Genomic DNA, 25,791 nt, shown 5'->3' on the forward strand with positions numbered 1-25,791 from the left:
CCCGCCGGCGGCCGCTCAGGTCGCGGGGGCCACGTTCCAGCGCGTGAGCACCCGGCGGCCGTGCTCGTGGCCCAGCTCGCCCCACGTGCCGGCGTCCAGGGCGAACAGCGCCCCCGCAGTGGGCGAGAGCCCCAGCCAGCACGCGGCCAGCACCCGCAGGAAGTGCGCGTGGGCCACGAGCACGACGTCCGCGCTCCCCTGCGCCCCCTCCCCCGCGCCCGTCCCGCGCTCGGCGGCGGCGGCGCGGTCCAGCACGGCGCGGGCGCGGGTGGCGACCTGCTGCACCGTCTCGCCGGGGGTGGCGCCGGGCACGACGCCGTCGTGCCACACCGACCAGGGCCGGCCCAGCTCCTCGGAGATCTCCGGGGTGGTGCGCCCCTCGTAGCCGCCGTAGTCCCACTCCACGAGGTCCTCGTCGACCTCGACGGGGGCGGGGCCGCCCAGGCCCGCCAGCTCCGCGGTGCGCCGGGCGCGCTCGCGCGGGCTGGTGAGCACCAGCACCGGGCGCCGGGCGCTCAGGACCGGCGCCAGCGCGCGCGCCTGCTCCTCCCCCGCGGGCGTCAGGGGGACGTCGGTGGTCCCGGTGTGCTGGCCGGACAGGCTCCAGGGGGTCTGACCGTGGCGGACGACGAGGATGGGCACGGTCGCGACGCTACGCCGCCCTTCCCGGGCGCCGCGCGCGGTGGCGATGATGTGCCCGTGAGCGACACCGACGACCCCCGCCCCACCGACCCCTTCGGCGACGTCCTGAGCGCCAACGCCGCCTACGCGCAGACCTTCGTGGACCCCGGCCGCCCGGGCGTGGCCGGCAGCGGCCTGGCCGTGCTGACCTGCATGGACTCGCGCATCTCCCCGCTGGACGTGCTCGGCCTGCAGCCGGGCGACGCGAAGGTCCTGCGCAACGCCGGCGCGCGGGTCACCGACGACGTCCTGCGCACCCTCGTGCTGGCCACGTACCTGCTGGGCGTGCGGCGCGTGCTGGTGCTGGCGCACACCGACTGCGGCATGACGAAGAACACCGACGCGGACGTGCACGCGAAGGTGCTGGCGCAGGGCGTGGACTCGCGCAGCATCGAGTTCCGCACGATCGCCGACCAGGAGGCCACCCTGGTCGCCGACGTGCAGCGCATCCGCTCCTGGCCGTTCCTGCCGCCGCGCACGCCGGTGGCCGGCGGCGTGTACGACGTGCGCACCGGGCGGGTGCGCCTGGTCGTGGACGCCGACGAGCCCGCCGACGGCTCCGCCGGGGCGGGCCCGGTGCCGGCCGCGCGCACCAGCTGAGGCGGGCGGCCGGGGCGGGGCGCGGGAGGGGCCGGCGTGCCCGGGCCCGTGCAGTCCGTGGAGCGGGCCGCGGCGGTGCTGCGGCTGCTCTCCGGCGCCGGGCGCGGCCTGGGCGTGGTGGAGGTCGGCAACGCGCTGGGGCTGGCCAAGACCACCGCGCACGGCCTGCTGCGCACCCTGGTCGGCGTCGGCTTCGTCGTGCAGGACGAGGACGGCGACTACCGCGCCTCCCCCGCCCTGGCCGACCTGGCCCGCCCGCGCACCGGCGCGGACGACCTGCGCGCGCACGCGGTGAACTGGGCGGACTCGCTGGCCGCGCGCACCGGCGAGTCGGTGCGCCTGGCGGTGCTCGAGGGCGAGCGGGCCGTGGTGGTGCACCACGTCTTCCGCCCCGACGACAGCGCGCAGGAGCTGACCACGGGCGCCAGCCTGCCCGCGCACGCCTGCGCGCTGGGCAAGGTGCTGCTGGCCTCGGCGCCGGTGCGCCTGCGCGGGCGCCTGCCGGCGCTGACGGCCCGCACCGTCACCGACGCGGCCGCGCTGCGCCAGGCGCTGGCGGCGGTGCGCGCGCAGGGCTGGGCGCTGGAGGTGGGCGAGCTGACCGAGGGCGTCGCGGGCGTGGCCGCCCCGGTGCGCGACCGCGGCGGGCTGGTGGTCGGCGCCCTCGGCGTGGACGGGGCCGCCGAGCACCTCGTCGACGGCCGCGGGCGCCCGCGCGCCGGCGTGGTGCCCGCCGTGCGCCAGGCCGCGCGGGCGGTCTCGCGCAGCCTGGGCGCGCGCGGCGACTAGCGCGCGCCCGGGCTCAGTCGTCCCTGCGCTTGTACCCGAAGAAGCCCCGCTTGACGATCATCGAGGCGACCTCCTCGGGGACCATGGACTCCCAGGTGTCGTCCCCGGCCGCGATGCGGCGCAGCACGTCGCGGCTCAGGATCGGCAGGTACTCGGGGCGGTAGTTGTCCAGGTGCACGAAGCTGCCGCGGCGGGCGAGGTAGTCGAACAGCGGCTGCAGCTCGGGCGCGACCTGCAGGTCCTCCACGGTGACCGTGGCGCCGCTGCGCTGGTCCTGCATGGGGTAGACGAACAGCTTCAGGTCGTTCTTGAACAGCCGGCCGAAGCTCTCCAGGATCCCGCCCTGCATGTGCGCGTGGTTGTCCTCGTCGAAGAGGTTCACCAGGCTCGGGACGCCCATGACGATGCCGATGCGCTCCTTGGTGCGCCGCTGCAGGTAGTCGGCGAGGCGGTTGTACTCGTAGTAGTCCGTGATGATCGTCGTCATGCCGCACGCCCCGAGCAGGTCCGCGCGGGCCAGGAAGTCGCGGCGGTCGACCTTGTCGCCGGCCGCGCGCAGGTTGCGCATCGTCAGCTCGGTCAGGGCCAGGACGGGCGCGTCCCGGGCACCGTCCTGCCTGAACTTCTCCGTGGCGGACTCGAGCATGTCGATGTTGACGACCGTCGGCGGGCGGAAGCTGCCGCGCTCGACGAGGACGGCGTGCTTGCGCAGCGCCTCGGAGGGCTGCAGCACCTCCCCGTCGGGACCGAACATCGCCACGCCCGACAGGCCCAGCTGCACCAGCTGCAGGGCCATCACCCGGTTGTCGACGTGGCGGAACTCGATGCCCCGGAACTGCACGAGGTCGATCTCGATGCGCCCGGTGGACAGCCGGTCCAGCAGGCTCGCCACGACCTGGTCCGGTTCGTGGCGCTCGAAGAACGCCGCGTGCAGCAGGTTGACCCCGACGATGCCCAGGGCTTCCTGCTGCAGGCTCGCGTCGTCGTCGAGCATGCGCACGTGCAGCACGATCTGGCTGGGCTCGTCGTTGGGGTGGGCCTGGAAGCGCACGCCCATCCAGCCGTGGCACTCGTTGCCGCCGCGGTAGCTGCGGGCGACGACGGTGTCGGCGAAGGCGAAGAAGCAGGTGTCGTCGCCGCGCGCCTCGCTGAGGCGCTCGACGTTCAGGGACAGCTCGTGCTGCAGCATCGCCTGCAGCCGCCCGAGCGAGACGTACCGGTCGGACTTGCCGTACACGGCGTCGCTGACGGCCATGTCGTAGGCCGACATCGACTTGGCCACGGTGCCGGCGGCCCCGCCGGCGCGGAAGAACCACCGCGCCACCTCCTGACCGGCGCCGATCTCGGCGATGGTGCCGTACCAGCGGGGGTCGAGGTTGATCCTCAGGGCCTTCTGGAGCGTGTCGGCGGCGATCTCCACGTGGGTGCCCTCCGGGTCGAGGCGTCGTCCGTGCCGCCATCCTGCTGGATGCGGTCGCGGCGTGTCACCTCGTGGGGCGCCGGGTGACGGGCGGGCGGGGGTGGGCCCACGGCGCGGCCGCGTCGGGCACGATGGCGCCGTGACGACGCAGGAGGGTGCAGCGCAGCGCCCCGAGCACCGCGGGTACGTCGTGGCGGTCGACCAGGGCACCACCTCGACGCGGTGCATCCTCTTCGACCACTCCGGGCGGCTGGTGGCCGTCGCCCAGCGCGAGCACCGCCAGCGCTACCCGCGCCCGGGCTGGGTCGAGCACGACGCGGCGCAGATCTGGCGGGACGTGGCCCGCCTGGTGCCGCAGGCGATGGCCCAGGTGGAGGCCACCCCCGCCGACGTCGTGGCGGTGGGCGTGGCCAACCAGCGCGAGACCGTGGTGGCGTGGGACCGGCGCACGGGCGAGCCGGTGGGCCCGGCGATCGTCTGGCAGGACACCCGCACCGCGGCCCTGGTGGAGGAGATGGCCGCCGAGGGCGGGGTGGACCGCTTCGCGGCGGTGTGCGGGCTGCCGCTGGCGCCGTACTTCGCCGGCCCGCGCATGGCGTGGCTGCTGCGCCACGACGAGCGGCTGCGCCGGCGCGCCCAGCGCGGGGACGTGCTCTTCGGCACGGTCGACTCCTGGCTGGTGTGGAAGCTCACCGGCGGCCCCGACGGCGGCCAGCACGTCACGGACGTCACCAACGCCAGCCGAACGATGCTCATGGACCTGCGCACCCTGGACTGGTCGCCGCAGCTGCTGGACGCGTTCGGCGTGCCGGCGGCGGCGCTGCCGCGCGTCGTGCCCAGCTCGCACGTGTACGGCACCGCCCGCGAGGTGGTGCCCGGCGCGCGCATCGCGGCCGCGCTGGGCGACCAGCAGGCGGCGCTGTTCGGGCAGACGTGCTTCTCCCCCGGCGAGGCGAAGTGCACCTACGGCACCGGCGGCTTCCTGCTGATGAACACCGGCACGGAGGTGCCGCGCTCCTCGCACGGGCTGCTGACGACGGTGGCGCACCGCATCGGCGACGAGCCGCCCTCGTACGCGCTGGAGGGCTCCATCGCCGTGACCGGCGCGCTGGTGCAGTGGCTGCGCGACGAGCTCGGGCTCATCTCCACCGCCCCGGAGGTCGAGGCGCTGGCGCGCACGGTGCCCGACAACGGCGGCTGCTACTTCGTGCCGGCGTTCTCCGGGTTGTTCGCGCCGCACTGGCGCGCGGACGCGCGCGGGCTGATCATCGGCCTGACCTCGTTCGTCACCAAGGGCCACCTCGCGCGCGCCGTGCTGGAGGCGACCGCCTGGCAGACCCGCGAGGTCGTCGAGGCCGTCGAGGCGGACTCGGGGCTGCGGCTGTCCTCGCTGCGCGTGGACGGCGGGATGACGTCGAACAACCTGCTCATGCAGACCGTCGCGGACGTGCTGGACGTGCCGGTGGTGCGGCCGATGGTCTCCGAGACCGTCTCGCTGGGCGCGGCCTACGCCGCCGGGCTGGCGGTGGGGTTCTGGCCCGACACCACCGCGCTGCGCCGGCGCTGGCACCGCGCGGCGCAGTGGTCGCCGGACACCACGCCGCAGCGGCGCGAGCGCGGCTGGGAGGACTGGCAGGAGGCGGTGCGCCGCACGTTCGGCTGGGTGCGGCACGAGGAACCCTAAAGCCCCCGGGTACCCCGGGACGCCGGTGACCCCGGTGACCCCGGTGACCCCGGCGCCCCTCAGCGCGCGCCCGCCCCGGCCAGCACCTCCCGCAGCGCCGCGTCGAGGACGGCGAAGCCGTCCACGGCGTCGAACTGCGCGCGCAGCCGGCGCGCGGCGGCGGCGTGGTCGGGGCCGTCCAGCGCGGTGCGCACCGCCGCGCGCAGCGCCGGCACGCTCGGGCGCGCGGTGCGCAGGTCCACCCCGGCGCCGGACCACGCCACCCGCGCGGCGACCTCCGGCTCGTCCTCGCTGTCGCCGGCGACCACGAGCGGCACCCCGTGGGCGAGGGCGCTGGTGACCCCGCCCCAGCCGCCGTTGGTGACGACGAGGTCGGTGCGCGGCAGCAGGCGGGCGTAGTCCAGCCAGGTCTCCACGCGCAGGTTCGCCGGCACGGCGCCCAGGCGCGCGCGCACGGCGCCGGTCACGGCCGCGGCGGGCCGGCCGCCGGCGGTGGCGACGACGAGGACGTCCTCGCGCTCGGCCAGCGCGGCGGCGGTGGGCACCAGCAGGGCGGTGGGGTCGGCGTTGGCCTCGGTGCCCTGGGTGACGTGCACGACGCGGCGCCCGTCCAGCTCCGGCCACCGGTCGGGGTCCGGGCCCGGCTGCGGCGGGGCCGGCGGGCGCCCGACGAAGCGCACCCGCCGCTCCAGCCCCGGGCGCGGGTGCTCCAGGCCCGGCACGCCGATCTGCAGGAAGACGTCGCAGCGTCCGGGGCCGTCCCAGAACCCCTCCCCGGGCAGCGGGCGGCCGGTGGACCGGCGGCTCTCGGCGTCCAGGTGCCGCTCGACCCCGCGCAGCAGCACCCGCTGCGCGAGCAGGCCCAGGGCGGCGTTGCGCAGCCGGGTCAGCGCTCCGGTGGCCGGGGGCAGGCCCGCGCCGAAGGGCGCCAGGCCCGGCCCGCCGCAGGTCAGGGGCAGCACGCCCAGCACGAGGACCGCCGGGCGCCCGGCCCGCGGCAGGTTGGCGAGCAGGTCGGCGCCCAGGAAGGCGGCCTCGGCCAGGACGGCGTCGGCGGGCTCGTCGTCCAGGGCGGCGAGCACCGCGCGCAGCTGCGGGCCGGCGGGACGGGCGAAGAGGGCCAGCGCGGCCGGGCCGATGCCGCGCACCCCCAGGCGGGTGCCGGCGGGCACGGGCACGTGCTCGGCCACCTCGGCCTCCCGGGCGTCCGGCGGCGCACCCGCGCACCGCCCCGTGCTGCGACGCTCCTCCGCCGCGCACCGGCGGTCGAGGCCCGCACCGCGCGGCGGTGTGCGAGCCTGCGCAGCGTGAGCGCACTGTTCGACGTCACCGGTCGGCTGGCGCTGGTCACGGGGTCCTCGCGCGGCCTGGGCCTGGCCATGGCGAGCGGTCTGGCCGGGGCCGGCGCGCGCGTCGTGCTGCACGGGCGCGACCGCGCGCAGCTGCGGCGCGCGGCCTCCTCCGTCGCCGAGCGCACCGGCAGCGCCCCGGCGGTGGCCGTGTTCGACGTGGCCGACGCGGCGTCGGTGGCGGCGGGCGTGGCGGCGCTGGTGGGCGAGCACGGCGCACCGGACGTGCTGGTGAACAACGCCGGCATCCAGCGGCGCGCGCCGTTCGAGGAGTTCGACCCGGCCGACTGGGAGGCGCTGGTGGCGGTGAACCTCTCCGGCGTGTTCCACGTCTCGCGCGCGGTCGTGCCGCACATGGTGGCGCGGGGGTCGGGCAAGGTCGTCAACGTCGCCTCGGTGCTGGCGCGGCGCACCATCGCCCCGTACACCGCCACCAAGGGCGGGGTGGCCATGCTCACCCGGGGGATGGCCGCGGACCTGACCGGGCGCGGCGTGCAGGTCAACGCCCTGTCCCCCGGCTACTTCGCCACCGAGATGAACGCCGCGCTCGTGGCGGACGCGGAGTTCACCTCGTGGGTGGAGCAGCGCACCCCGGCCGGGCGCTGGGGCCGGGTGGAGGAGCTGCTCGGCGCGCTGCTGTTCCTGTGCTCGGACGCCTCCAGCTACGTCAGCGGGCAGAACCTCGTCGTCGACGGCGGCATGAGCTCGGTGCTGTGAGACGCCCCCGCGCCGCGCCCGGCTCAGCTGCCGGTGTAGCGGCCCGGGCGGTGGTTCATCGAGAGCACGAGGTTGAGCACCACCGCGCCGGCGGCGGACAGCGCCACCACCGCCGGGGTCGCCACGCTCAGCGAGGCCGCCACGACCAGCACGTCCAGCGCCATCTGCACGTACCCGGCCCGCCAGCCCAGCCGCTCCTGCAGCACCAGGGCCAGCACGCCGAAACCGCCCACGCTGGTGCGGTGCCGGAACAGCACGAGGATGCCCAGGCCCGCGGCGAGGTTGCCGAAGAGCACCGCGTAGACGGGGTGGGCCAGCAGGCCGGGCAGCGCGGCCGCGTGCAGCGGCGTCAGCAGCGAGACCGCCAGGACCGCTGCGACCGAGCGGACGGTGAAGGCCCAGCCCTTGGCCCGCACCGCCAGCACGAGGAACGGCAGGTTCACCAGCGGGAAGAGCACCCCGAACGGCAGCGGCAGCGCGTAGCTGAGCAGCAGGCCGAGCCCGGCGGTGCCGCCGGTGACGGCGGCGCTGGACTGCAGCAGGAAGATGCCGAAGGAGGTGAGGAACGTGCCGACGACCACGCCGGCGACGTCCTCGGCGCGGGTGTGCGGCGGCGCGGGGACGGGTGGGCGGCGCGGGAGCGTCGGCGCGGTCATGGCCGCAGCGTCGGGGAGCGCGAGCGCCGAGCGCAACAGCGGCCCCGCCGATTGGGCAATCTGCGCCCGAACAGGCCTCCCGAGCGACGGATCGACCAGTCGCGAGGCGGTGCTGCGCCGCCCGGGGGTCGCGCCCGCCCGCCCCGGGCCGGCGGCGGTGGGCGGCGACGGCCCCCCCTAGGCTCCTGGCGGCAGCGGTGGCGGCGGGGAGGGGTGGGCACGTGGTGCGCGCGGGGCTGAGCGCCGAGCGCCTGGTGCGGGCGGGGGCGGAGCTGGCCGACGAGGCCGGTCTCGAGCGGGTGACCCTCTCCGCGCTCGCGCGCCGCTTCGACGTCAAGGTGGCCAGCCTGTACGCGCACGTGTCCGGCGCGCACGACCTGCGCACCCGCATCGCCCTGCTGGCCCTGCGGGAGATGGCCGACCGCGGCGCCGCCGCCCTGGCCGGGCGCGCCGGCAAGGACGCGCTGACCGCGCTGGGCGACGTCTACCGCGACTACGCGCGCGAGCACCCCGGCCGCTACGCGGCCTCGCGGCTGCGGCTGGACGCGGCGACGGCGGCCGCGGGCGCGGGCCCGCGGCACGCGGAGATGGCGCGCGCGGTGCTGCGCGGCTACGACCTGAGCGGCCCGGACCAGACCCACGCGGTGCGCCTGCTCGGCAGCGTCTTCCACGGCTACGTGGACCTCGAGGCGGGCGGGGGGTTCAGCCACAGCGCCCCGGACACGCAGGAGACGTGGGAGCGGGTGCTCGACGCCCTCGACGCGCTGCTGCGCGGCTGGCCGGCGGCCTGAGGCCCGCCGCGCGCGCACCCGGCCGACGGGCGGCTCACACCTCGAAGCGGTACCCCATCCCGGGTTCGGTGATGAGGTGGCGCGGGGCCGAGGGCGTCTCCTCCAGCTTGCGGCGCAGCTGCGCGACGTACACGCGCAGGTAGTTCGTCTCGCGCCCGTACGCCGGGCCCCACACCTCCTTGAGCAGCTCGGTCTGGGTGACCAGCCGGCCGGCGCTGGTGACGAGGACCTGCAGCAGGTGCCACTCGGTGGGGGTGAGCTTGACCGGCTCCCCGTGCCGGGTGACGGTGCGCCGGGCCAGGTCCACGCGCAGCGCCCCCGCCTCGACGACCTGCGGGGCGCCGCCCTCCCCCGCACCGCGGCGGCGCACCGCGGCGCGCAGCCGGGCCAGCAGCACGTCCATCGCGAACGGCTTGGTGACGTAGTCGTCGGCGCCGGCGTCGAGGGCGTCGACGGCGTCCGCGGAGGCGGTGCGCGCGGTGAGCACGATGATCGGCACGTCGCTCCACCCGCGCAGGCCCGCGACGACGTCCAGGCCGTCGAGGTCCGGCAGCCCGAGGTCCAGCAGCACCACGTCGGGGCGGGTGCTCGCGGCGGCCTCCAGGGCGGCGGTGCCGTCGCCGACGGCGGTGACGTCCCAGCCGCGCGCGGACAGGTTGATCGTCAGCGCGCGGCGCAGGCCCGGCTCGTCGTCGACGACGAGGACGCGGCTCACGCGCCCACCCCCAGCTGCCGCCCGGCCCCCTCGACGGTCCCCTCGACCGGCGCCTCGACCGGCTCGGCGAGCCGGTGGGCGGTGCCGGCCAGCGGCAGCGTGAGCACCATCGTCAGCCCGCCGCCGGGGGTGTCCTGGGCCTCCAGGCGCCCCCCGACGGCCTCGGCCAGCCCGCGGGCCACCGCCAGGCCCAGGCCCAGGCCGGCGCCGGAGCGGTCGCCCAGGCGCTGGAACGGCGTGAACGCGCGCTCCTTGGCCGCGCCGGGCAGGCCGGGGCCGTGGTCGACGACGAGCAGCTGCGCGCTGCGCCGGGCGTCCTCCACGGCCACCGAGGCGTGGACCTCCACGGGGGCGCCGCCGCCGTGGCGCACCGCGTTCTGCACGAGGTTGGCCACCACGCGGCGCAGCAGGCCGGGGTCGGTGGACACCGGCGGCAGGTCCTCGGGCACCTCCAGGCGCACCCGCCCGGGCGGGGCCTCGGCGACCACCGCGGGCACCACCTCGTCCAGGCCGGCGACGACGAGGTGCGGGCGCACGGCGCCGCTGCGCACCCTCGTCAGGTCCAGCAGGTCGTCGATGAGCTGCTGCAGGCGGTCGGCGGACTCGGCCACCGTGGCCAGCAGCTCCGCCTCGTCCTCCGGGGGCAGCTGCAGCTCCGGGTCGCGCAGCCCCTCGAGCGACGCCTTCAGCGTCGCCAGGGGGGTGCGCAGGTCGTGCGAGACGGCCGTCAGCAGCGCCCCGCGCACGGCGTCGCCCTCCTCCAGCCGGCGCACCTGCGCCGCCTCCGCGCTCAGCCGCTGGCGCTGGCGCAGCGCGGCGATCTGCGCCGCGAACGCCTCCAGCACGCGACGGTCGTCGCCGGCCAGCAGCCGCCCGCGCAGCACCAGGCAGTGCGTGTCGTCGACGACGACCTCCGCGTCGCCCTCGGCGGGCGAGGCGCACGGCCGGTCCCCGGCGGCGGCCACGCACGCCCAGGGCGCCGACGGGTCCGCGCGCTCCAGCCACGACGCCGACGTGACGGCGAACGTGGTGCGGGTGTGCTCCAGCGCCTGCGCCAGGGGGTCCTCGGCGATGAGCACGGTGCGGGTGAGCACCGAGAGCGCCTCCGTCTCGGCGCGGCTGCGGGCGGCCTGCTCGGTGCGCCGGGCGGCGCGGTCGACGGTGCTGGAGACGGCCAGGGCCACCAGGACGAACACGACCAGCGCCACGGCGTTGGCCGGCTCGGCGATGGTGAGGCGGTGCACCGGGTCGGTGAAGAACCAGTTCACCGCCAGGCTCGCCACCAGCGCCGCGGCCACCGCCGGCAGCAGCCCGCCGACGAGGGCGGCGGCGACGACCACGACGAGGAACGCCATGAGGTCGGTGGACAGGTCCTGGCGCGGGAAGCGGCTCAGCCCCAGCGTCACCAGCGCCGGCCCGGCCAGCGCCAGCAGCCAGCCCAGCGAGCGGCGCCCGCGCGAGAGCGCCGCGCGCGCCCGCGGCGGCAGGCGCAGCCCGCCCGGCTGCTCCTCGTGGGTGACGACGAGCACGTCGACGGCCCCGGAGCCGCGCACGACGGCGTCGCCGACGCCGGTGCGGAACAGCGACGCCAGCCGCCCGTGCCGGCTGGCGCCGACGACGACCTGGCTGGCGTTGACGCCGCGCGCGAACTCCAGCAGCGCGCCGGCGACGTCCTCGCCGACGACGCGGTGGTAGCTGCCGCCGAGGGACTCCACCAGGGCGCGCTGCTCGGCCAGGCGGGCCGGGGAGGTGCGCACCAGCCCGTCGCCGCTGGCGACGTGCACGGCGTGCAGCTCCCCGCCGGCGCCGCGCCCGGCCAGGCGGGCAGCGCGCCGCACCAGGGTGGCGCCCTCGGGGCCGCCGGTGAGGGCGACGACGACGCGCTCGCGCGCCGGCCAGGTCTGCTCGATGCCCTGCTGGGCGCGGTAGCGCTCCAGGCCCTCGTCGACGCGGTCGGCCAGCCACAGCAGCGCCAGCTCCCGCAGGGCGGTGAGGTTGCCGGTGCGGAAGTAGTTCGACAGGGCCGCGTCGACGCGCCCGGCCGGGTAGACGTTGCCGTGCGAGAGCCTGCGCTGCAGCGCCTCCGGCGTCATGTCCACCAGCTGCACCTGCTCGGCGCGGCGCAGCACCGCGTCGGGCAGCGTCTCGCGCTGCTCGACGCCGGTGATGTGCGCGACGACGTCGTTGAGGGACTCCAGGTGCTGGATGTTGACGGTGGAGACGACGTCGATGCCGGCGTCGAGCAGCTCCTCGACGTCCTGCCAGCGCTTGGCGTGGCGCGAGCCGGGGGCGTTGGTGTGGGCGAGCTCGTCGACGACGGCGACCTGCGGGTGGCGGCGCAGCACCGCGTCGAGGTCCATCTCGGCCAGCTCGTGACCGCGGTGCTCGACGACGCGGCGCGGCAGCACCTCCAGGCCGTCGAGGCGCTCGGCGGTGCAGCGGCGCCCGTGGGTCTCGACCACGGCCACCGCCACGTCCGTGCCGCGCTCGGCGCGCCGGCGCGCCTCGTCGAGCATCGCGTACGTCTTGCCCACACCGGGGGCGGCGCCGAGGAAGACGCGCAGCCGCCCGCGGCGCCGCTCGTCCGGGCGCACCCCGCTCCGCTGCTCCACCCCGCGATCCTCGCTCACCGCGGCCTCAGCGGGCGAGCCGCTCGAGCGCGAGGTTCAGCTCGAGGACGTTCACGCGCGGTTCGCCGAGGAAGCCGAGCGAGCGGTCGCGCACGTGCTCGTCCACCAGCGCGGCGACCGCGGCCTCGTCCAGGCCGCGCTCGCGGGCCACGCGCTGCACCTGCTGCTGCGCGTACCGCGGGCTGATGTCCGGGTCGAGCCCGGAACCGGAGGCCGTCAGCGCGTCCGGCGCCACGTCCCCGGGGGCGACGCCGTCGCGGGCGGCGACCTGCGCCCGGCGCTCCTCGACGGTGGCGAGCAGGTCGGCGCTGGAGGGCCCGAGGTTGGAGGCGCCCGAGGCCAGCGGGTCGTGGCCGTCGCCGGCCACCGAGGGGCGCGGCTGGAACCACTGCCCGCCGTCGGAGGCCTGCCCGATCAGGGCCGAGCCGACGACGCGGCCGCCGTCGGTGACGAGCCGGCCGTCGGCGCGGTCCGGCACCAGGCGGCCGACGCCGAACACGGCCAGCGGGTAGAGCAGGCCGAGCACGGCCGTGGCGGCCAGCAGCAGGACCAGGCCGGTGCGGGCCTGCCGCAGCAGGCCGGCCGTGGAGGCGGAGGGGCGGCCGGCGGGTGCGCCGGGCGCGGTGGGTGCGGAGGTGGACACGTGATCAGCCGATCCCGGGAACGGTGGAGACGAGCAGGTCGATGAGCTTGATGCCGAGGAAGGGCACGACGACGCCCCCGAGCCCGTAGACGAGCAGGTTGCGGCGCAGCAGCGAGGCGGCGCTGGCGGGGCGGTAGCGGACCCCGCGCAGGGCGAGCGGGATGAGGGCGACGATGACGAGGGCGTTGAACACCACCGCCGAGACGATCGCCGACTCCGGGGTGGCCAGGCGCATGACGTCGAGCCGGTCGAGCTGCGGGAACGTCGTGACGAACATGGCGGGGATGATCGCGAAGTACTTCGCCACGTCGTTGGCGATGGAGAACGTCGTCAGGGCGCCGCGGGTGATGAGCAGCTGCTTGCCGATCTCGACGATCTCGATGAGCTTGGTGGGGTCGGAGTCCAGGTCCACCACGTTCCCGGCCTCCTTGGCGGCCGAGGTGCCCGTGTTCATCGCCACGCCGACGTCGGCCTGCGCGAGCGCGGGCGCGTCGTTGGTGCCGTCGCCCATCATCGCCACCAGCCGGCCACCGGACTGCTCGCGCCGGATCAGCTCCAGCTTGTCCTCGGGGGTGGCCTCGGCCAGGACGTCGTCGACGCCGGCCTCGGCGGCGATGGCGCGGGCGGTGCTGGCGTTGTCCCCGGTGACCATCACGGTGCGGATGCCCATGGCCCGCAGCTGCTCGAAGCGCTCGCGCATCCCCTCCTTGACGACGTCCTTGAGGTGGATGACGCCCAGCACCCGGGCGGTGCCGCGGGAGCCCTCCGCCACGACGAGCGGGGTGCCGCCCGCGGTGGCGATGTCCTCGACGACCTGCCCGACCTCGGCCGGCACGTTCCCGCCGAGGGTGCGCACCCAGTGCGTGACCGACGCCGAGGCGCCCTTGCGCACCTGCCGGACGTCGCCGTGCTCGCCGGCCAGGTCGACGCCGCTCATGCGGGTCTGGGCGGTGAACGGCACGAACGTCGCCCCGGGCAGCTCGCCCTCGGAGCGGGCGCGCAGGCCGTGGCGCTCCTCGACCAGCACGACCACCGAGCGCCCCTCGGGCGTGGCGTCGGCGAGGCTGGACAGCTGGGCCGCGTCCGCCAGCTCCGCCGCCCCCACGCCCGGCGCGGCGAGGAGCTCGTGGGCCTGCCGGTTGCCCAGGGTGATGGTGCCGGTCTTGTCCAGCAGCAGGGTGCCGACGTCGCCGGCGGCCTCGACGGCCCGTCCCGACATCGCCAGCACGTTGCGCTGCACGAGGCGGTCCATGCCGGCGATGCCGATGGCGCTGAGCAGCGCGCCGATGGTGGTGGGGATCAGGCACACCAGCAGGGCCACCAGCACGACGAGGCTCTGCGGGCGCCCGGAGTAGACGGCCATGGGCTGCAGGGTGACCACGGCCAGCAGGAAGACCAGGGTGAGGGCCGCGAGGAGGATGTTCAGCGCGATCTCGTTGGGGGTGCGCTGGCGGGCCGAGCCCTCCACGAGGGCGATCATCCGGTCCACGAAGCTCTTGCCGGGCTCGGCGGTGATGCGCACGACGATCCGGTCGGAGAGCACCGTGGTGCCGCCGGTGACGGCGTTGCGGTCGCCGCCGGACTCGCGGACGACGGGGGCCGACTCACCGGTGATGGCCGACTCGTCGACGCTGGCCACGCCCTCGACGACGTCGCCGTCACCCGGGACCGTCTCGCCGGCCTCGACGACGACGAGGTCGCCGGGGCGCAGGCTCGAGGAGGGCACCCGCACCTCGTCGCCCCCGCGCTCCAGGCGCCGCGCGGTCGTCTCGGTGCTGACCCTGCGCAGCGAGGCCGCCTGCGCGCGGCCGCGCCCCTCCGCGACGGCCTCGGCGAGGTTCGCGAACACGACGGTGATCCACAACCAGCCCACCACGACCCAGGCGAAGACGGAGGGGTCGAGCGCGGCCAGGACGGTGGAGAACACCGCGCCGACGGCGACGACGAACACCACCGGGGTGCGGAGGAGGTGGCGCGGGTCGAGCTTGCGGAACGCGTCGGGCAGCGAGCGCACGAGCTGACGGGAGCTGAACGCCCCGCTGGCCACCCGGTGCGGGGGCGCGGTGGTCGCGGGAGCACCGCCCGCGCGCTCGGTCTCGGGCAGGGTGGGGGTGCTCATGCGGGGGCTCCAGTCAGCGCCTCGGCCAGCGGACCGAGAGCCAGTGCGGGGAAGAACGTCAGGCCGGTGACCACCACGACGACCGCGGCGTGCATCCCGGCGAACATGGGGGTGCGGGTCGGCAGGGTGCCGGCCGTCTCGGTGGCGGCCGTCTGCTGCGCGAGGGAACCGGCCAGGGCCACGACCAGCAGCAGGGGCAGGAACCGGCCGAGGTACATGGCCAGGCCGAGGGAGGTGTTGTAGAAGGGGGTGTTCACGCTGATGCCGGCGAAGGCGCTGCCGTTGTTGTTCGACGCCGACGCGAACGCGTAGAGCAGCTCGCTCAGCCCGTGGGGGCCGTCGTTGAGCAGCGCCGAGCGCGTCGCCCCCGTGGACAGCGCGAGCGCGACCCCCACGAGCAGCGCGAACGGCGTGGCCAGGACGTACAGCGCGGCGAGGGTGATCTCGCGCTGACGGACCTTCTTGCCCAGGTACTCCGGGGTGCGCCCCACCATCAGGCCGGCCACGAACACGGTGATGACCGCCAGGACGAGGATCCCGTACAGGCCCGAGCCGACCCCGCCGGGCGTCACCTCGCCGAGCACGATGTTCAGCAGCAGGGCGCCACCGCCGAGCGCGGTGTAGCTGTCGTGGGAGGAGTTCACCGCCCCCGTCGAGGTGGAGGTCGTCGCCGTGGCGAACAGCGCCGAGGCCCACTCCCCGAAGCGCACCTCCTTGCCCTCCAGGGCGGCACCCACCGCCTGCGGCACCGGGCCGAGCGCGCGGGTCTCCGCCCACAGCGTCACCGCGTGCGAGGCGGCGAAGACGCCGGCCATGACGGCGAGCACGGCCGCTCCCTGGCGCCGGTCGCCGACCAGGGTGCCGAAGGTGCGCGGGAGGCTGAAGGGGATCACCAGCATGAGGAATACCTCGAGGACGTTCGAGATCGGGGTCGGGTTCTCGAAGGGGTGGGCGGAGTTGGCGTTGAAGAACCCGCCGCCGTTGGTGCCCAGCTCCTTGATCGCCTCCTGCGAGGCGATCGGGCCGCCGACGATCGACTGCGTGCCGCCGGCCAGCGTCGCGTGCTGCACCGCGCCGGAGAAGTTCTGCACGACCCCGGTGAGCAGCAGCACGACGGCCGCGGCGAAGGCCATCGGCAGCAGGACCCGCACGGTGGACCGCACCAGGTCGACCCAGAAGTTGCCGATGGTCCCGGTGCCGGCGCTGGTCAGGCCGCGCACCAGCGCGACGGCGACCGACAGGCCGACGGCGGCGGAGAGGAAGTTCTGCACCGTCAGGCCGGCCATCTGCACCAGGTGCCCCAGGGCGGACTCGCCGGAGTAGGACTGCCAGTTCGTGTTCGTCACGAAGGACACCGCGGTGTTCCACGCCTGGGTCGGCTCCATCCCCGGCATCCCGAGCGACAGCGGCAGGGACTGCTGCAGCCGCAGGGAGGCGTAGAGGAAGAGGATCGAGACGGTCGAGAAGCCGACGACCCCCAGCGCGTAGACGGGCCAGCGGGTGTCGGCGTCCCCGTCCACCCGCAGCAGCCGGTACACCCCCCGCTCGAGGCGCAGGTGGCGCGGGGAGGTCATCGTGCGGGCGATGGAGTCGCCCAGCGGGACGTGCGCGGCCGCCAGCAGGGCCACCAGGAGGGCGATCTGCAGCAGGCCCGCGGTGGTGTCGGAGAGGGCGGGCATCAGAACCTCTCGGGGTGCAGGAGCGCGACGAGCAGGTGGGCGGCGAGGGCGACGGCCAGGACGAGGCCGGCGACCGCCTCGGCGCTCACCGGCGCTCCAGGCCGCGCACCAGCGCGGTGGCGGCGGCGGCGAGCAGCAGGGTCAGGGCGACGAACCCGGCGTCGAGCACGGGGACCTCCCTCGGGGTGCGGGGCGTGCGTGGCCGCGGGTGCGGGCACGGCGGCCACGCAAGCACCGCCGGGTCCCCGCACGGGCGGTCCTGACGCCTCCTTGACGCCGCGCGAGGCCGTCCTGACGCCTCCTTGACGCCGGGGTGGCGGCTGCAGGGGACCGGCGCGGTCGGCCCCGGACCGCACCGGTCCGCACCGGTCCGCACCGGTCCGCACCGCTCTGCGCGGCGGCCGACGGGCGGGTAGCGACGGACACGCGGGAGCGCGTTGACAGGTGCGGGATCGTGGGTGAGGGTGTGCACGCGCTGTGAGAGCGCTCTCTCAATGAGGAGGAACCACGTGCCGACGCACCCCCGGCGCAGGCGCCGCACCCGCGCGCTGACCGCGGTCACCGCCCTGCTCGCCCCCGCGACCCTGCTGCTCACCCCGACGGCCGCCCACGCCGCCGACCAGATCGTCAACGGCGACTTCGCCCAAGGCCTCACCACCGGCTGGACGATCTACCCGACCGCGTCCCTCCAGGACGGCGCCGGCTGCATGACCGTCCCCGCCGGCAGCGGCGCCTACAGCGCGGCGATCCAGCAGGAGATCCCGCTCATCGCCGGCGAGGAGTACCACCTCTCGTTCCGCGCCCGCGCCACGCCGGCCACCGAGGGCCCCGTGCGCGTGATCGTGCAGGGCGGCGCGGACGTCAACTACCTCGAGTTCCTGCCCGCGAAGAAGCCCGCCTTCGGCAGCGAGTTCACCCAGTACGACTACTACTTCACCGCCAGCCAGGACTACCCCAACGCGCAGCTCGCCTTCCAGCAGGACATCGTCAACCCCGCCGGGTACACGCTGTGCGTGGACGACGTCGTGCTCGAGGGCGGTGTCGAGGCCCCGCCGTACGTGCCCGAGACCGGCCCGCGCGTGCGCGTGAACCAGGAGACGTACCTGCCCAAGGGCCCCAAGGGCGCCACGCTGGTCACCGAGTCCACCACCGCGCTGCCGTGGGAGCTGAAGGACGCCTCCGGCGCCACCGTCGCCAAGGGGCGCACCACCCCGCGCGGCGTGGACCCGAGCGCGGCCCTGAACGTGCACACCATCGACTTCAGCCGCTACACCAAGGGCGGCACCGGGTTCACGCTGGTCGCCGACGGCGAGACGAGCTACCCGTTCGACATCGACGCGGCCGCCTACGAGCGCCTGCGCGACGACTCGATGACGTTCTTCTACACCAACCGCAGCGGCACCCCGATCTCCGACGAGCTCGCCCCCGGCTACGGCCGCGAGGCCGGTCACGTCGGCGTCGCCCCCAACCAGGGCGACACCGCGGTGCCGTGCCAGAGCCTGACCGACGACTCGCAGAAGATCCTGGTGGCCCAGGGCGACGAGCCGTGGACGTGCGACTACACCACCGACGTCACCGGCGGCTGGTACGACGCGGGCGACCACGGCAAGTACGTCGTCAACGGCGGCATCGCCGTGGGCCAGCTGCTGCAGCAGTACGAGCGCAGCCTGCACGCGCGCACCGCCGACCGCGGCGCCCTGGCCGACGGCACCCTGAGCATCCCCGAGTCGGGCAACGGCGTCCCGGACGTCCTCGACGAGGCGCGCTGGGAGCTGGAGTGGTTCCTGAAGATGCAGGTCCAGCCGGGCCGCCCGCTCGCGGGCACGGTCTTCCACAAGGTCGCCGACGTGGACTGGACCGGCCTGCCGCTGGACCCGGCCGCGGACCCGCAGCCGCGCGTGCTGTACCGGCCCTCCACCGCCGCGACCCTCAACGTGGCGGCCACCGCCGCGCAGGGCGCCCGCCTGTTCGCCAAGCACGACAAGGCGTTCTCGCAGCGCCTGCTGGCCGCCGCCCGCACCGCCTACGCGGCGGCGAAGGCGAACCCGGCCCTGTTCGCCCCGGCGCCCGACGCGACGCTGGACCCGAACCCCGGCAGCGGCCCGTACAACGACGACGACGTGTCCGACGAGTTCTACTGGGCCGCCGCCGAGCTGTTCCTGACCACGGGTGAGAAGCAGTTCCGCGCGGACGTGCTCAGCTCGCCGGTGCACACCGCCGACGTCTTCCCCGCCGAGGGCTTCGACTGGGGCCACGTGGGCGCCCTGGCCCGCCTGGACCTGGCCACCGTGCCCAGCCGCCTGGGCAAGCGCGAGGTGCGCGCCGTGCAGCGCTCCGTCGTGCAGGCGGCCGACCGGTACCTGGCCGACCAGGCCTCGCAGCCCTTCGGCCAGGTCTACGCCCCCGAGGACGGCCAGTACGTCTGGGGCTCGAACGCGCAGATCCTGTCCAACACGCAGGTCGTGGGCACCGCGTACGACCTCACCGGCAAGGACGTCTACCGCGACGGCGTCGTGCGCAGCATGGACTACCTGTTCGGGCGCAACGCGCTGAACAACTCGTACGTCACCGGCTACGGCGACGTGTACTCGAAGAACCAGCACTCGCGGATGTACGCCAACCAGCTCGACCCGTCGCTGCCCAACCCGCCGGCGGGCACCGTGGCGGGCGGGCCGTACTCGCCCACCGCCACCAGCGGCGACCCGGTCACCGCGGCGCTCTTCGGCGAGGACGGCTGCGTGGCGCAGTTCTGCTACGTGGACGACATCGGCTCCTGGTCGACCAACGAGATCACGATCAACTGGAACGCGCCGCTGGCGTGGGTGGCCTCGTTCATCGCCGACCAGGACTCCGGCCGGGACGGCCGCGGCGGCTGGCACCACGGCCGCTGACGCCCCACCCGCACGAACCGCACGAACCGCGCCCCGCTCCGGCACCCGCCGGGGCGGGGCGCGCTCGTGCCGGGCGCGCGGCGCGGCGCCGGCCGCCTCGCCCGCGGTCGCGGCGTGCACCAGCATCCAGCAGGTGCCCCGCACCGACCGCGACGTCCCCGGGGCGCTGCGCCTGCCGCGCCCGGTGGGCTTCGTCCTGGGGGGCGGGGCGAGCCTGGGCGCCGTCCAGGTGGGCACGGCGACGACGGGCCCGCGCTGCTGGCGTCGATGTGGGAGGACCTGACCCGCGAGAGCGTGTTCCCGGGCAGCCTCGTCGGCGCCCTGCTGCGGCTGCGCCGCTCGCGCACGCACGCCCTGAGCCCGAAGGCCCTCGAGGCGCTGGTGCTGAGCACCCTGGACACGGACGCCTTCGAGGGCCTGGACACCCCGCTCGCGGTCGTCGCGCTGGACCTGCTCTCCGGGGACGAGCGCGTCCTGGACTCCGGCCCCCTCGTCCCCGCGCTGCTGGCGTCCGCGGCGATCCCCGGCGTCTTCCCCTCCGTGCACGTCGACGGCAGGGACCTCGTGGACGGCGGGCTGGTCGCGCACGTGCCGGTCGGGCAGGCCGCCGCGCGCGGGGCGGGCTCGCTGGTGCTGCTCGACACCACCGTGCCGGCGCCCGCGGCTGCGGGCCCGGCGAGCATCGGCGACGTCCTGGCCCGGGTGGCGCTGATCCAGTTCCGCGCCCAGCTGCGCGCCGCCCTGCCCGCCGTGGCGGCCCGCATCCCGGTGGTGTGCCTGCCCGCACCGGGTGCCCGGCGCGTCGACCCGCTCTCCTTCGACGAGAGCGCCGAGCTGACCCGGGACGCCCACGAGCGGACCGGCGCCTTCCTGGCGGACCTGCGCGTCGACGGCCCGGGGACCTACGGCGAGCCGTACGGCCGCTACGTCGCGGGCTCGGCCAACGCCACGGCCACCGCCGTCCCCGTCCTCGGCGCCTGAGGGCCGCACCGCGGCCGCACCGCAGCCGCGCGCGGCCGGGGGGGTGGCGCGGCTGTCCGCACCGGCGCCTAGCGTGCCCGCGTGCCCGCCGGAACCCGTCCCCCCTCCCCCGCCGTGCTCGTGCACGGGCTGTGGTCGCGCGCCGGCACGCTGGCGCTGTGGGTGCGGGCACCGCGCCGCCCGGTCGGCGCGGCGCGCCCGGCCGACCTCGCCGCGCTGGCCTCCGCGGCGCCGGGCGCCGTGCACCTGGCCGCCGCGCTGGCCCGCCCCGCGATCCGCGAGCTGAGCGTGCGGCTGCCCTGCACGCCCGCCGGGCGGCCAGTGCCCGACGGCGCGCGCCCCCGCGCCGACCTGGTGCTGCACCCGGTGGAGGTGCCCGTGGTGGACCTGCGCGGCGACGCCGCCCTGGAGGTGCTCGAGGAGGTGCTGGACGGGTCGGGGGCGGACGGCCCGGCCGCCGCCGTCGCCGCCGACGGGCTGCGCTGGCTGGCGCACGTCGCCCGCGCGGCGCGCGCGGCGGTGGACGCCGGCTCGGTCGTGCCGGACCTGGTCGAGGTGGACGGCGAGCACCGCGCCCGCTGGGTGCCGCTGCCCGACCGGCGCCACGCGCGCTGGCGAGCCGCCGCCGCCGACGTCGCCCCCCTGGTGCTGCGCGCCGAGGCGCGCCCGGCGCGCACCCCGGCGCCCGGCGCCGCCGCCCTGGTGGACGAGGTGTGCGCGGCCGTGACCGACCTGCTCGTCAGCCGCCGCACCGCCGGCGCGCGCCCGTCCACCGCGGGCCTGGGTCCCGGGCCGGCGGCGTGGCTGCGGGCGCTGGCCGACGGCGCGCCGGTGCCCGAGGAGGTGCGGCCGCGCGCGCTGGCGCACCGCGTGCGCGACTGGCACCGCGGCGCCGACGGCAGCGGCTGGGACCTCGTGCTGCGGGTGCTGGAGCCGGAGCCGGGCACCCCGGACGCGCAGGGCGGGGAGGACGGTGGGGACGTGCAGGAGCGCTGGCGCCTGCACGCGCGGCTGCGGCCGGTGGACGACCCGAGCCTGGCGCTGACGGTGGAGCAGACGCGGGCGGAGTCCGGCGGCGGGGCCGGCGGGCCCGGCGGGGCGGGCGGGTCCGAGGATCCCCTGCTGGTGCTCATGGCGCGCACGGCGCGGGCCGCGGCCGTGCACCCGCCGCTCAAGCGCCTGCTCGCCGGCGCCGGCGACGCCGACGTGCCGCTGAGCGCGGAGGAGCTGCTGGACCTGGTGGAGGTGGGCGGCCCGAGGCTGACCGCGGCCGGGGTGGCGCTGCTGCTGCCGCGGCGCTGGACGCGCCGGTCGGTGGGGCTGTCCCTGCACGCCGGGGCGGTGCAGCCGGGCGTGGTGACGAACCCGCGGCTGCGCCGGGCGGACCTCGTCGCCTTCGAGTGGCGCGCCGCGCTGGGCGACGCCCCGGTCACCGAGGCGGAGCTGCTGGCGCTGGCCGCCTCGCGCGAGCCGCTGGTGCGCTTCCGCGGCGAGTGGGTGCAGGTGGACCGCGAGGAGCTGCGCCGCAGCGCGCAGTTCCTGCGCCGGCGCGGCAGCGGGCGGGCCACCGTGCTGGACCTGCTCACGGGCCTGGGCTCGGCGCGCGACCTGCCCGCCCCCGTCACCGGCGTGCACGCGCGCGGCGCGCTGGGCGAGGTGCTCGCCGGGCACGCCGGGGCGCACCTGCCCGAGCAGGGCGACCCGCCGGGGCTGACCGCCCCGCTGCGGCCCTACCAGCGGCGCGGGGTGGCGTGGCTGGCGGCGATGGCGCAGCTGGGCCTGGGCGCGGTGCTGGCCGACGACATGGGGCTGGGCAAGACGCTGCAGCTGCTCGCGCTGGAGCTGCACGAGCGCGGCGCCGGGCAGGCGCGCCCGCACGGGTGGGCGCCGAGCCTGCTGGTGTGCCCGACGAGCCTGGTGGGCAACTGGCAGGCCGAGGCCGCCCGGTTCACGCCCTCGCTGCGCGTGCACGTGCACCACGGCCCCGGCCGGCCGGCGGGCCCGGAGCTGGCGCGCACCGCCGCCGCGCACGACCTCGTGGTGACCACCTACGGGCTGCTGGTGCGCGACGCGGCCGCGCTGGCCGCGGTGCGCTGGCGCCGGCTCGTGCTCGACGAGGCCCAGCACGTGAAGAACGTCGCCACCCGCGCGGCCCGGGCGGTGCGCGCGGTGCCCGCCGAGCACCGGGTGGCGCTGACGGGCACGCCGGTGGAGAACCGCCTGGAGGACCTGCGCGCCGTCCTGGACGCCACCAACCCCGGCCTGCTGGGCGGGCCGGCGAGCTTCCGCGACACCTTCGCGGTGCCGGTGGAGAAGCTCGGGCACGCCGCGCCCGCGCAGCGCCTGGCGCTGGTCACCCGCCCCTTCGTGCTGCGCCGACTGAAGAGCGACCCCGCGATCGCCCCGGACCTGCCCGAGCGCATGGAGGTGACGGTGCGCGCCAACCTCACCCCCGAGCAGGCCGCCCTGTACCGCGCGGTGCTCGACCGGGTGCTCGCGCGCCTGGCCGACGCCGACGACCGCGGCCGGCGCGGGCTGGTGCTGGGCGCGCTGACCCGCCTGGCGCAGGTGTGCAACCACCCCGCGCACTACCTCGCCGACGGCTCCGGCGTGCTGCACCGCGGCCGGCACCGCTCGGGCAAGCTCGCCGTCCTCGACGACGTGGTCGGCACCGCGCTGGCCGAGGGCGAGAAGGTGCTGTGCTTCACCCGCTTCGCGGAGTTCGGGCACCTGCTGGCCCCGCACCTGTCCGAGCGCGCCGGCCGGCGCGTGCCGTTCCTGCACGGCGGGCTGACGCGCGCGCGCCGCGACGCGCTGGTCGCCGAGTTCGCCCGCGACGACGGCCCGCCCGTGCTGCTGCTCTCGCTGCGCGCGGCGGGCACGGGGCTGAACCTCACCGCCGCCAACCACGTCGTGCACCTGGACCGCTGGTGGAACCCCGCCGTGGAGGACCAGGCCACCGACCGCGCGCACCGCATCGGGCAGCGCCGCGCGGTGCAGGTGCGCACGCTCGTCAGCGCCGGGACCGTGGAGGAGAAGGTGGACGAGGTGCTCGCCCGCAAGCGGGAGCTGGCCGGCTCGGTCGTCGGCGCCGGCGAGGGCTGGATCGCCGACCTCGACGACGAGGCGCTGCACGACCTGCTGCGCCTGGGCGCCGACGCGGTGGGGGACTGAGCCGTGACCCCTCCCCCGGCACCGCGCACCCCGCGCACCCCGCGCACCCCGCGCTCCGCCGGCCGGGCGGCCGCCCGGCCCGCCCGCGCGCGCTGGTCGCGGCGCCTGGCCGCGTCGCTGGCCGCGCCGCCGACCGCGTCGCCGGCCGCGCCGGTGGCCGGTGCGATCGGCGAGGCGGCGTGGCGGCGCGGGCGCACCGCCGCCGAGGACGGCGCCGTGCGCGAGCTGCGCGTGCGCCCCGGCGCGGTGGGCGGGCGCGTGCAGGGCGAGCGCCCGCGCCCCTGGCTGGTGGAGGTGGGCGTGCGCCGCTTCGGGCCGGCCGAGCTGGACGCGCTCGTGGCGGTGCTGGTGGACAACCCGCTGCTCATCGCCCCGCTGGCCGGCGGGGACGTGCCGCCGGTGCTGGTGGACCTGCTCGCCGAGGTGGGGGTGGAGCTGCTGCCCTCGGCCGGGGAGGTGGCGTGGGACTGCAGCTGCCCCGACGACGGCGCGGGGGCCTGCGAGCACGCCGCCGCGCTCGTGCACGCCCTGGGCGAGCACCTGGACGCCGAGCCGGGCGAGCTGCTGGTGCTGCGCGGCGCCGCGCCGGCGGGGCTGCTGCGCCGGGTGGAGGCCGCCGCCTCGGGGCCCTCCCCCGCCGCCGACGACCTGGCCGCCGAGCTGGCCGCGGACCCGGCGCGCTTCCACGCGGTGCCCGCCGAGCCGCCGGAGCCCGCGGTGCTCGCCCGCCCCGCGGGACGCACCGCCGCCGACGACCTCGACGCGGCCGTGCTGGGCCCGGGCGGCGAGGGGGTGCCGGACGCGCTGCGCCCGCTGTACGCGGCGCTGCGCGCTCACCCCGGCGGCCGGTGAGCGCGAGCGGGCGGCGCGCCCGCCGGGCGCCAGGCGCGCGGGGGGGCGCGGGAGGGTGCGGGAGGGCCCGTGCGAGAGTGCTGCGGTGCTCCTGCCCCGCACCCCCGGCTGGGCGGCCGTGGCGGCCGCGGCGCGCACGCTGCTGGGCTCGGTCGCCCTGGCCGCGCTCGCGGCGGCCGGGCGCGCGGTCCTCGCCGGCGCGGACGGCGGCTGGCCGGGCGCGCTGGCGCCCGGGGCGCTGTTCGGGCTGCTCGCCGGCAGCACCAGCGCCCTGGTGGCGTTCGTCGTGCACGCCCTGACCGACCGGCTGAACGCCGCGCGGGTCGTCTTCGCGCTGCTGGCGGTGGCGTGGACGGCGGTGGTGCTGGGCTTCTCCGGCCGGCTGAGCGCCGCGGTGCTGCTCGCGGCCGCGGCCGCGGCGGCGGCGGTGTCGCTGTGGGGGCTGGCCCCGCTGCGCCACGTGCCGCCGATGCCCCGGTGGTGAGGCGTCGGGAATGGACGGCCCCGACTTGCTGCTGCACCCCGACGCGCCCAAGGTGGGCGCGCAGCACCCGCGCGGGTGCGCACCACAGGAGGACACGCCCCATGCGTCGCAGGACCCTCGGAACCGTCAGCGCCCTGGCCCTCGCCGGCCTCCTCGCCGCCTGCGGCGGCGGTGACTCCGGCGGCTCGGGCGGCACCGGCGGCTCCGGCTCGTCGCAGGAGGCGCTGACCTTCGGCACCGAGGGCACCTACGCGCCCTTCAGCTACCACGACGAGCAGAGCGGCGAGCTCGTCGGCTACGACATCGACGTGGCGAAGGCCGTGGGCGAGCACCTCGGGCGCGAGGTGGACTTCTCCGAGAACACCTGGGACGCGCTCTTCGCCGGCATGGAGGCCGGGCGCTACGAGGGCATCGCCAACCAGGTCTCCATCACGCCCGAGCGCGAGGCGGAGTACTCCTTCTCCGCCCCGTACACGGTCTCCACCGGCGTCGTGGTCACCCGCGCCGACGACACCTCGGTGACCTCCCTGGCCGACGTGGCGGGCAAGACCTCGGCGCAGTCCACGACGAGCAACTGGGCGCAGACCGCCACCGACGCCGGTGCGCGCGTGGAGGCCGTCGAGGGCTTCGCGCAGGCGGTCACGCTGCTCAAGCAGGGCCGCGTGGACGTGACGATCAACGACAACCTCGCCGTGCTGGACTACCTGAAGACCACCGGCGACGAGGACATCAAGATCGCGGCCGAGACGCCGGAGAGCACGCAGCAGGCCTTCGTCTTCCGCAAGGACGAGGCGGACCTGGCGAAGGAGGTCGGCGACGCGGTCGAGGCGCTGCGCGCCGACGGCACCCTGGCGCGCATCTCGCAGGAGTGGTTCGGCCAGGACGTCTCCGGCCCGGCCGCCGGCTGAGCCGCGGCGCGGCGGGCGGGGGGCGCGC

Annotated in this window: 23 protein-coding genes; 12 read left to right on the top strand and 11 right to left on the bottom strand. The window is 76.9% G+C overall.

The annotated features are described in order from the left end of the window. Nucleotides 1-15 precede the first annotated feature (15 nt). Nucleotides 16-642: a histidine phosphatase family protein gene (locus ACRYMN_RS03525; protein WP_432492020.1), complete on the bottom strand. Its 627-nt coding sequence runs from the start codon at nucleotides 640-642 to the stop codon at nucleotides 16-18. Nucleotides 643-699: 57 nt separating this feature from the next. Between ACRYMN_RS03525 and ACRYMN_RS03530 the strand changes: the two genes are divergently transcribed. Continuing rightward, nucleotides 700-1,281: a beta-class carbonic anhydrase gene (locus ACRYMN_RS03530; protein ID WP_432492022.1), complete on the top strand. Its 582-nt coding sequence runs from the start codon at nucleotides 700-702 to the stop codon at nucleotides 1,279-1,281. Nucleotides 1,282-1,317: 36 nt separating this feature from the next. Continuing rightward, nucleotides 1,318-2,070 carry an IclR family transcriptional regulator gene (locus ACRYMN_RS03535; protein WP_432492024.1) on the top strand — a complete coding sequence of 251 codons (753 nt, stop codon included), beginning with the start codon at nucleotides 1,318-1,320 and terminating at the stop codon, nucleotides 2,068-2,070. Between the two features lie 13 nt (nucleotides 2,071-2,083). Here ACRYMN_RS03535 and ACRYMN_RS03540 read toward each other — a convergent pair whose 3' ends face one another. Beyond that, nucleotides 2,084-3,490 (bottom strand): TonB-dependent receptor, encoded by a 1,407-nt coding sequence (locus tag ACRYMN_RS03540; RefSeq protein WP_432492026.1) that lies wholly within the window; start codon nucleotides 3,488-3,490, stop codon nucleotides 2,084-2,086. Nucleotides 3,491-3,629: 139 nt separating this feature from the next. On the opposite strand from ACRYMN_RS03540, the gene glpK reads away from it, so the two are divergent. After that, nucleotides 3,630-5,174 (top strand): glycerol kinase GlpK, encoded by a 1,545-nt coding sequence (gene glpK / locus ACRYMN_RS03545; protein WP_432492028.1) that lies wholly within the window; start codon nucleotides 3,630-3,632, stop codon nucleotides 5,172-5,174. Nucleotides 5,175-5,233: 59 nt separating this feature from the next. On the opposite strand, the gene ACRYMN_RS03550 is transcribed toward glpK, so the two are convergent. Next, nucleotides 5,234-6,364, bottom strand: coding sequence for a glycosyltransferase (locus ACRYMN_RS03550; RefSeq protein ID WP_432492030.1), 1,131 nt, complete (start codon nucleotides 6,362-6,364; stop codon nucleotides 5,234-5,236). A gap of 117 nt (nucleotides 6,365-6,481) precedes the next feature. On the opposite strand from ACRYMN_RS03550, the gene ACRYMN_RS03555 reads away from it, so the two are divergent. Continuing rightward, nucleotides 6,482-7,240 (top strand): SDR family oxidoreductase, encoded by a 759-nt coding sequence (locus tag ACRYMN_RS03555; protein WP_432492032.1) that lies wholly within the window; start codon nucleotides 6,482-6,484, stop codon nucleotides 7,238-7,240. Between the two features lie 23 nt (nucleotides 7,241-7,263). On the opposite strand, the gene ACRYMN_RS03560 is transcribed toward ACRYMN_RS03555, so the two are convergent. Next, complete coding sequence (locus ACRYMN_RS03560) at nucleotides 7,264-7,896, bottom strand: DUF6198 family protein (protein WP_432492034.1); 633 nt, start codon at nucleotides 7,894-7,896, stop codon at nucleotides 7,264-7,266. Between the two features lie 221 nt (nucleotides 7,897-8,117). On the opposite strand from ACRYMN_RS03560, the gene ACRYMN_RS03565 reads away from it, so the two are divergent. Next, entirely contained in the window at nucleotides 8,118-8,687 is a 570-nt protein-coding gene (locus ACRYMN_RS03565) for a TetR/AcrR family transcriptional regulator (RefSeq protein ID WP_432492036.1), read from the top strand. Between the two features lie 34 nt (nucleotides 8,688-8,721). Here the strand turns inward: ACRYMN_RS03565 and ACRYMN_RS03570 are convergent, their stop codons facing one another. The 7 genes from ACRYMN_RS03570 to ACRYMN_RS03600 form a co-directional block, all read right to left on the bottom strand. After that, a complete protein-coding gene (locus ACRYMN_RS03570; protein ID WP_432492038.1) occupies nucleotides 8,722-9,402 on the bottom strand; it encodes a response regulator in 681 nt (226 codons plus the stop codon). Further along, on the bottom strand, nucleotides 9,399-12,014 hold the full coding sequence (locus ACRYMN_RS03575; protein WP_432492040.1) for a DUF4118 domain-containing protein: 2,616 nt from the start codon (nucleotides 12,012-12,014) through the stop codon (nucleotides 9,399-9,401). The genes ACRYMN_RS03570 and ACRYMN_RS03575 overlap by 4 nt, the downstream gene beginning before the upstream one ends. A 25-nt stretch (nucleotides 12,015-12,039) precedes the next feature. Next, nucleotides 12,040-12,609: a potassium-transporting ATPase subunit KdpC gene (kdpC, locus tag ACRYMN_RS03580; protein ID WP_490054837.1), complete on the bottom strand. Its 570-nt coding sequence runs from the start codon at nucleotides 12,607-12,609 to the stop codon at nucleotides 12,040-12,042. 70 nt (nucleotides 12,610-12,679) lie between these two features. Then, nucleotides 12,680-14,794, bottom strand: a complete 2,115-nt coding sequence (kdpB, locus tag ACRYMN_RS03585; protein ID WP_432492044.1) for a potassium-transporting ATPase subunit KdpB — start codon at nucleotides 14,792-14,794, stop codon at nucleotides 12,680-12,682. Continuing rightward, on the bottom strand, nucleotides 14,791-16,473 hold the full coding sequence (gene kdpA, locus ACRYMN_RS03590; RefSeq protein WP_432492046.1) for a potassium-transporting ATPase subunit KdpA: 1,683 nt from the start codon (nucleotides 16,471-16,473) through the stop codon (nucleotides 14,791-14,793). Before kdpA ends, kdpB begins: the two co-directional genes overlap by 4 nt. After that, nucleotides 16,473-16,562 carry a K(+)-transporting ATPase subunit F gene (gene kdpF / locus ACRYMN_RS03595; RefSeq protein ID WP_432492048.1) on the bottom strand — a complete coding sequence of 30 codons (90 nt, stop codon included), beginning with the start codon at nucleotides 16,560-16,562 and terminating at the stop codon, nucleotides 16,473-16,475. Before kdpF ends, kdpA begins: the two co-directional genes overlap by 1 nt. Beyond that, nucleotides 16,559-16,708 (bottom strand): hypothetical protein, encoded by a 150-nt coding sequence (locus tag ACRYMN_RS03600; RefSeq protein ID WP_432492050.1) that lies wholly within the window; start codon nucleotides 16,706-16,708, stop codon nucleotides 16,559-16,561. The genes kdpF and ACRYMN_RS03600 overlap by 4 nt, the downstream gene beginning before the upstream one ends. 259 nt (nucleotides 16,709-16,967) lie before the next feature. Between ACRYMN_RS03600 and ACRYMN_RS03605 the strand changes: the two genes are divergently transcribed. From ACRYMN_RS03605 to ACRYMN_RS03635, 7 genes are all read left to right on the top strand, one after another. Continuing rightward, nucleotides 16,968-19,364, top strand: a complete 2,397-nt coding sequence (locus tag ACRYMN_RS03605) for a glycoside hydrolase family 9 protein (protein WP_432492052.1) — start codon at nucleotides 16,968-16,970, stop codon at nucleotides 19,362-19,364. Between the two features lie 133 nt (nucleotides 19,365-19,497). Then, a complete protein-coding gene (locus ACRYMN_RS03610) occupies nucleotides 19,498-19,647 on the top strand; it encodes a hypothetical protein (RefSeq protein WP_432492054.1) in 150 nt (49 codons plus the stop codon). Then, nucleotides 19,632-20,345: a patatin-like phospholipase family protein gene (locus tag ACRYMN_RS03615; RefSeq protein WP_432492056.1), complete on the top strand. Its 714-nt coding sequence runs from the start codon at nucleotides 19,632-19,634 to the stop codon at nucleotides 20,343-20,345. The genes ACRYMN_RS03610 and ACRYMN_RS03615 overlap by 16 nt, the downstream gene beginning before the upstream one ends. A gap of 81 nt (nucleotides 20,346-20,426) precedes the next feature. Further along, a complete protein-coding gene (locus tag ACRYMN_RS03620) occupies nucleotides 20,427-23,519 on the top strand; it encodes a DEAD/DEAH box helicase (RefSeq protein ID WP_432492058.1) in 3,093 nt (1,030 codons plus the stop codon). Between the two features lie 3 nt (nucleotides 23,520-23,522). Further along, nucleotides 23,523-24,371: an SWIM zinc finger family protein gene (locus ACRYMN_RS03625; RefSeq protein WP_432492060.1), complete on the top strand. Its 849-nt coding sequence runs from the start codon at nucleotides 23,523-23,525 to the stop codon at nucleotides 24,369-24,371. Nucleotides 24,372-24,456: 85 nt separating this feature from the next. Then, nucleotides 24,457-24,855 carry a hypothetical protein gene (locus ACRYMN_RS03630; protein WP_432492062.1) on the top strand — a complete coding sequence of 133 codons (399 nt, stop codon included), beginning with the start codon at nucleotides 24,457-24,459 and terminating at the stop codon, nucleotides 24,853-24,855. Nucleotides 24,856-24,956: 101 nt separating this feature from the next. Beyond that, on the top strand, nucleotides 24,957-25,763 hold the full coding sequence (locus ACRYMN_RS03635) for a transporter substrate-binding domain-containing protein (RefSeq protein ID WP_432492064.1): 807 nt from the start codon (nucleotides 24,957-24,959) through the stop codon (nucleotides 25,761-25,763). Nucleotides 25,764-25,791: the final 28 nt, after the last annotated feature.

Origin of the sequence: Kineococcus gypseus (genome assembly GCF_050871305.1) — a bacterium.
In the GTDB taxonomy this organism is placed as follows: Bacteria; Actinomycetota; Actinomycetes; order Actinomycetales; family Kineococcaceae; genus Kineococcus; species Kineococcus gypseus.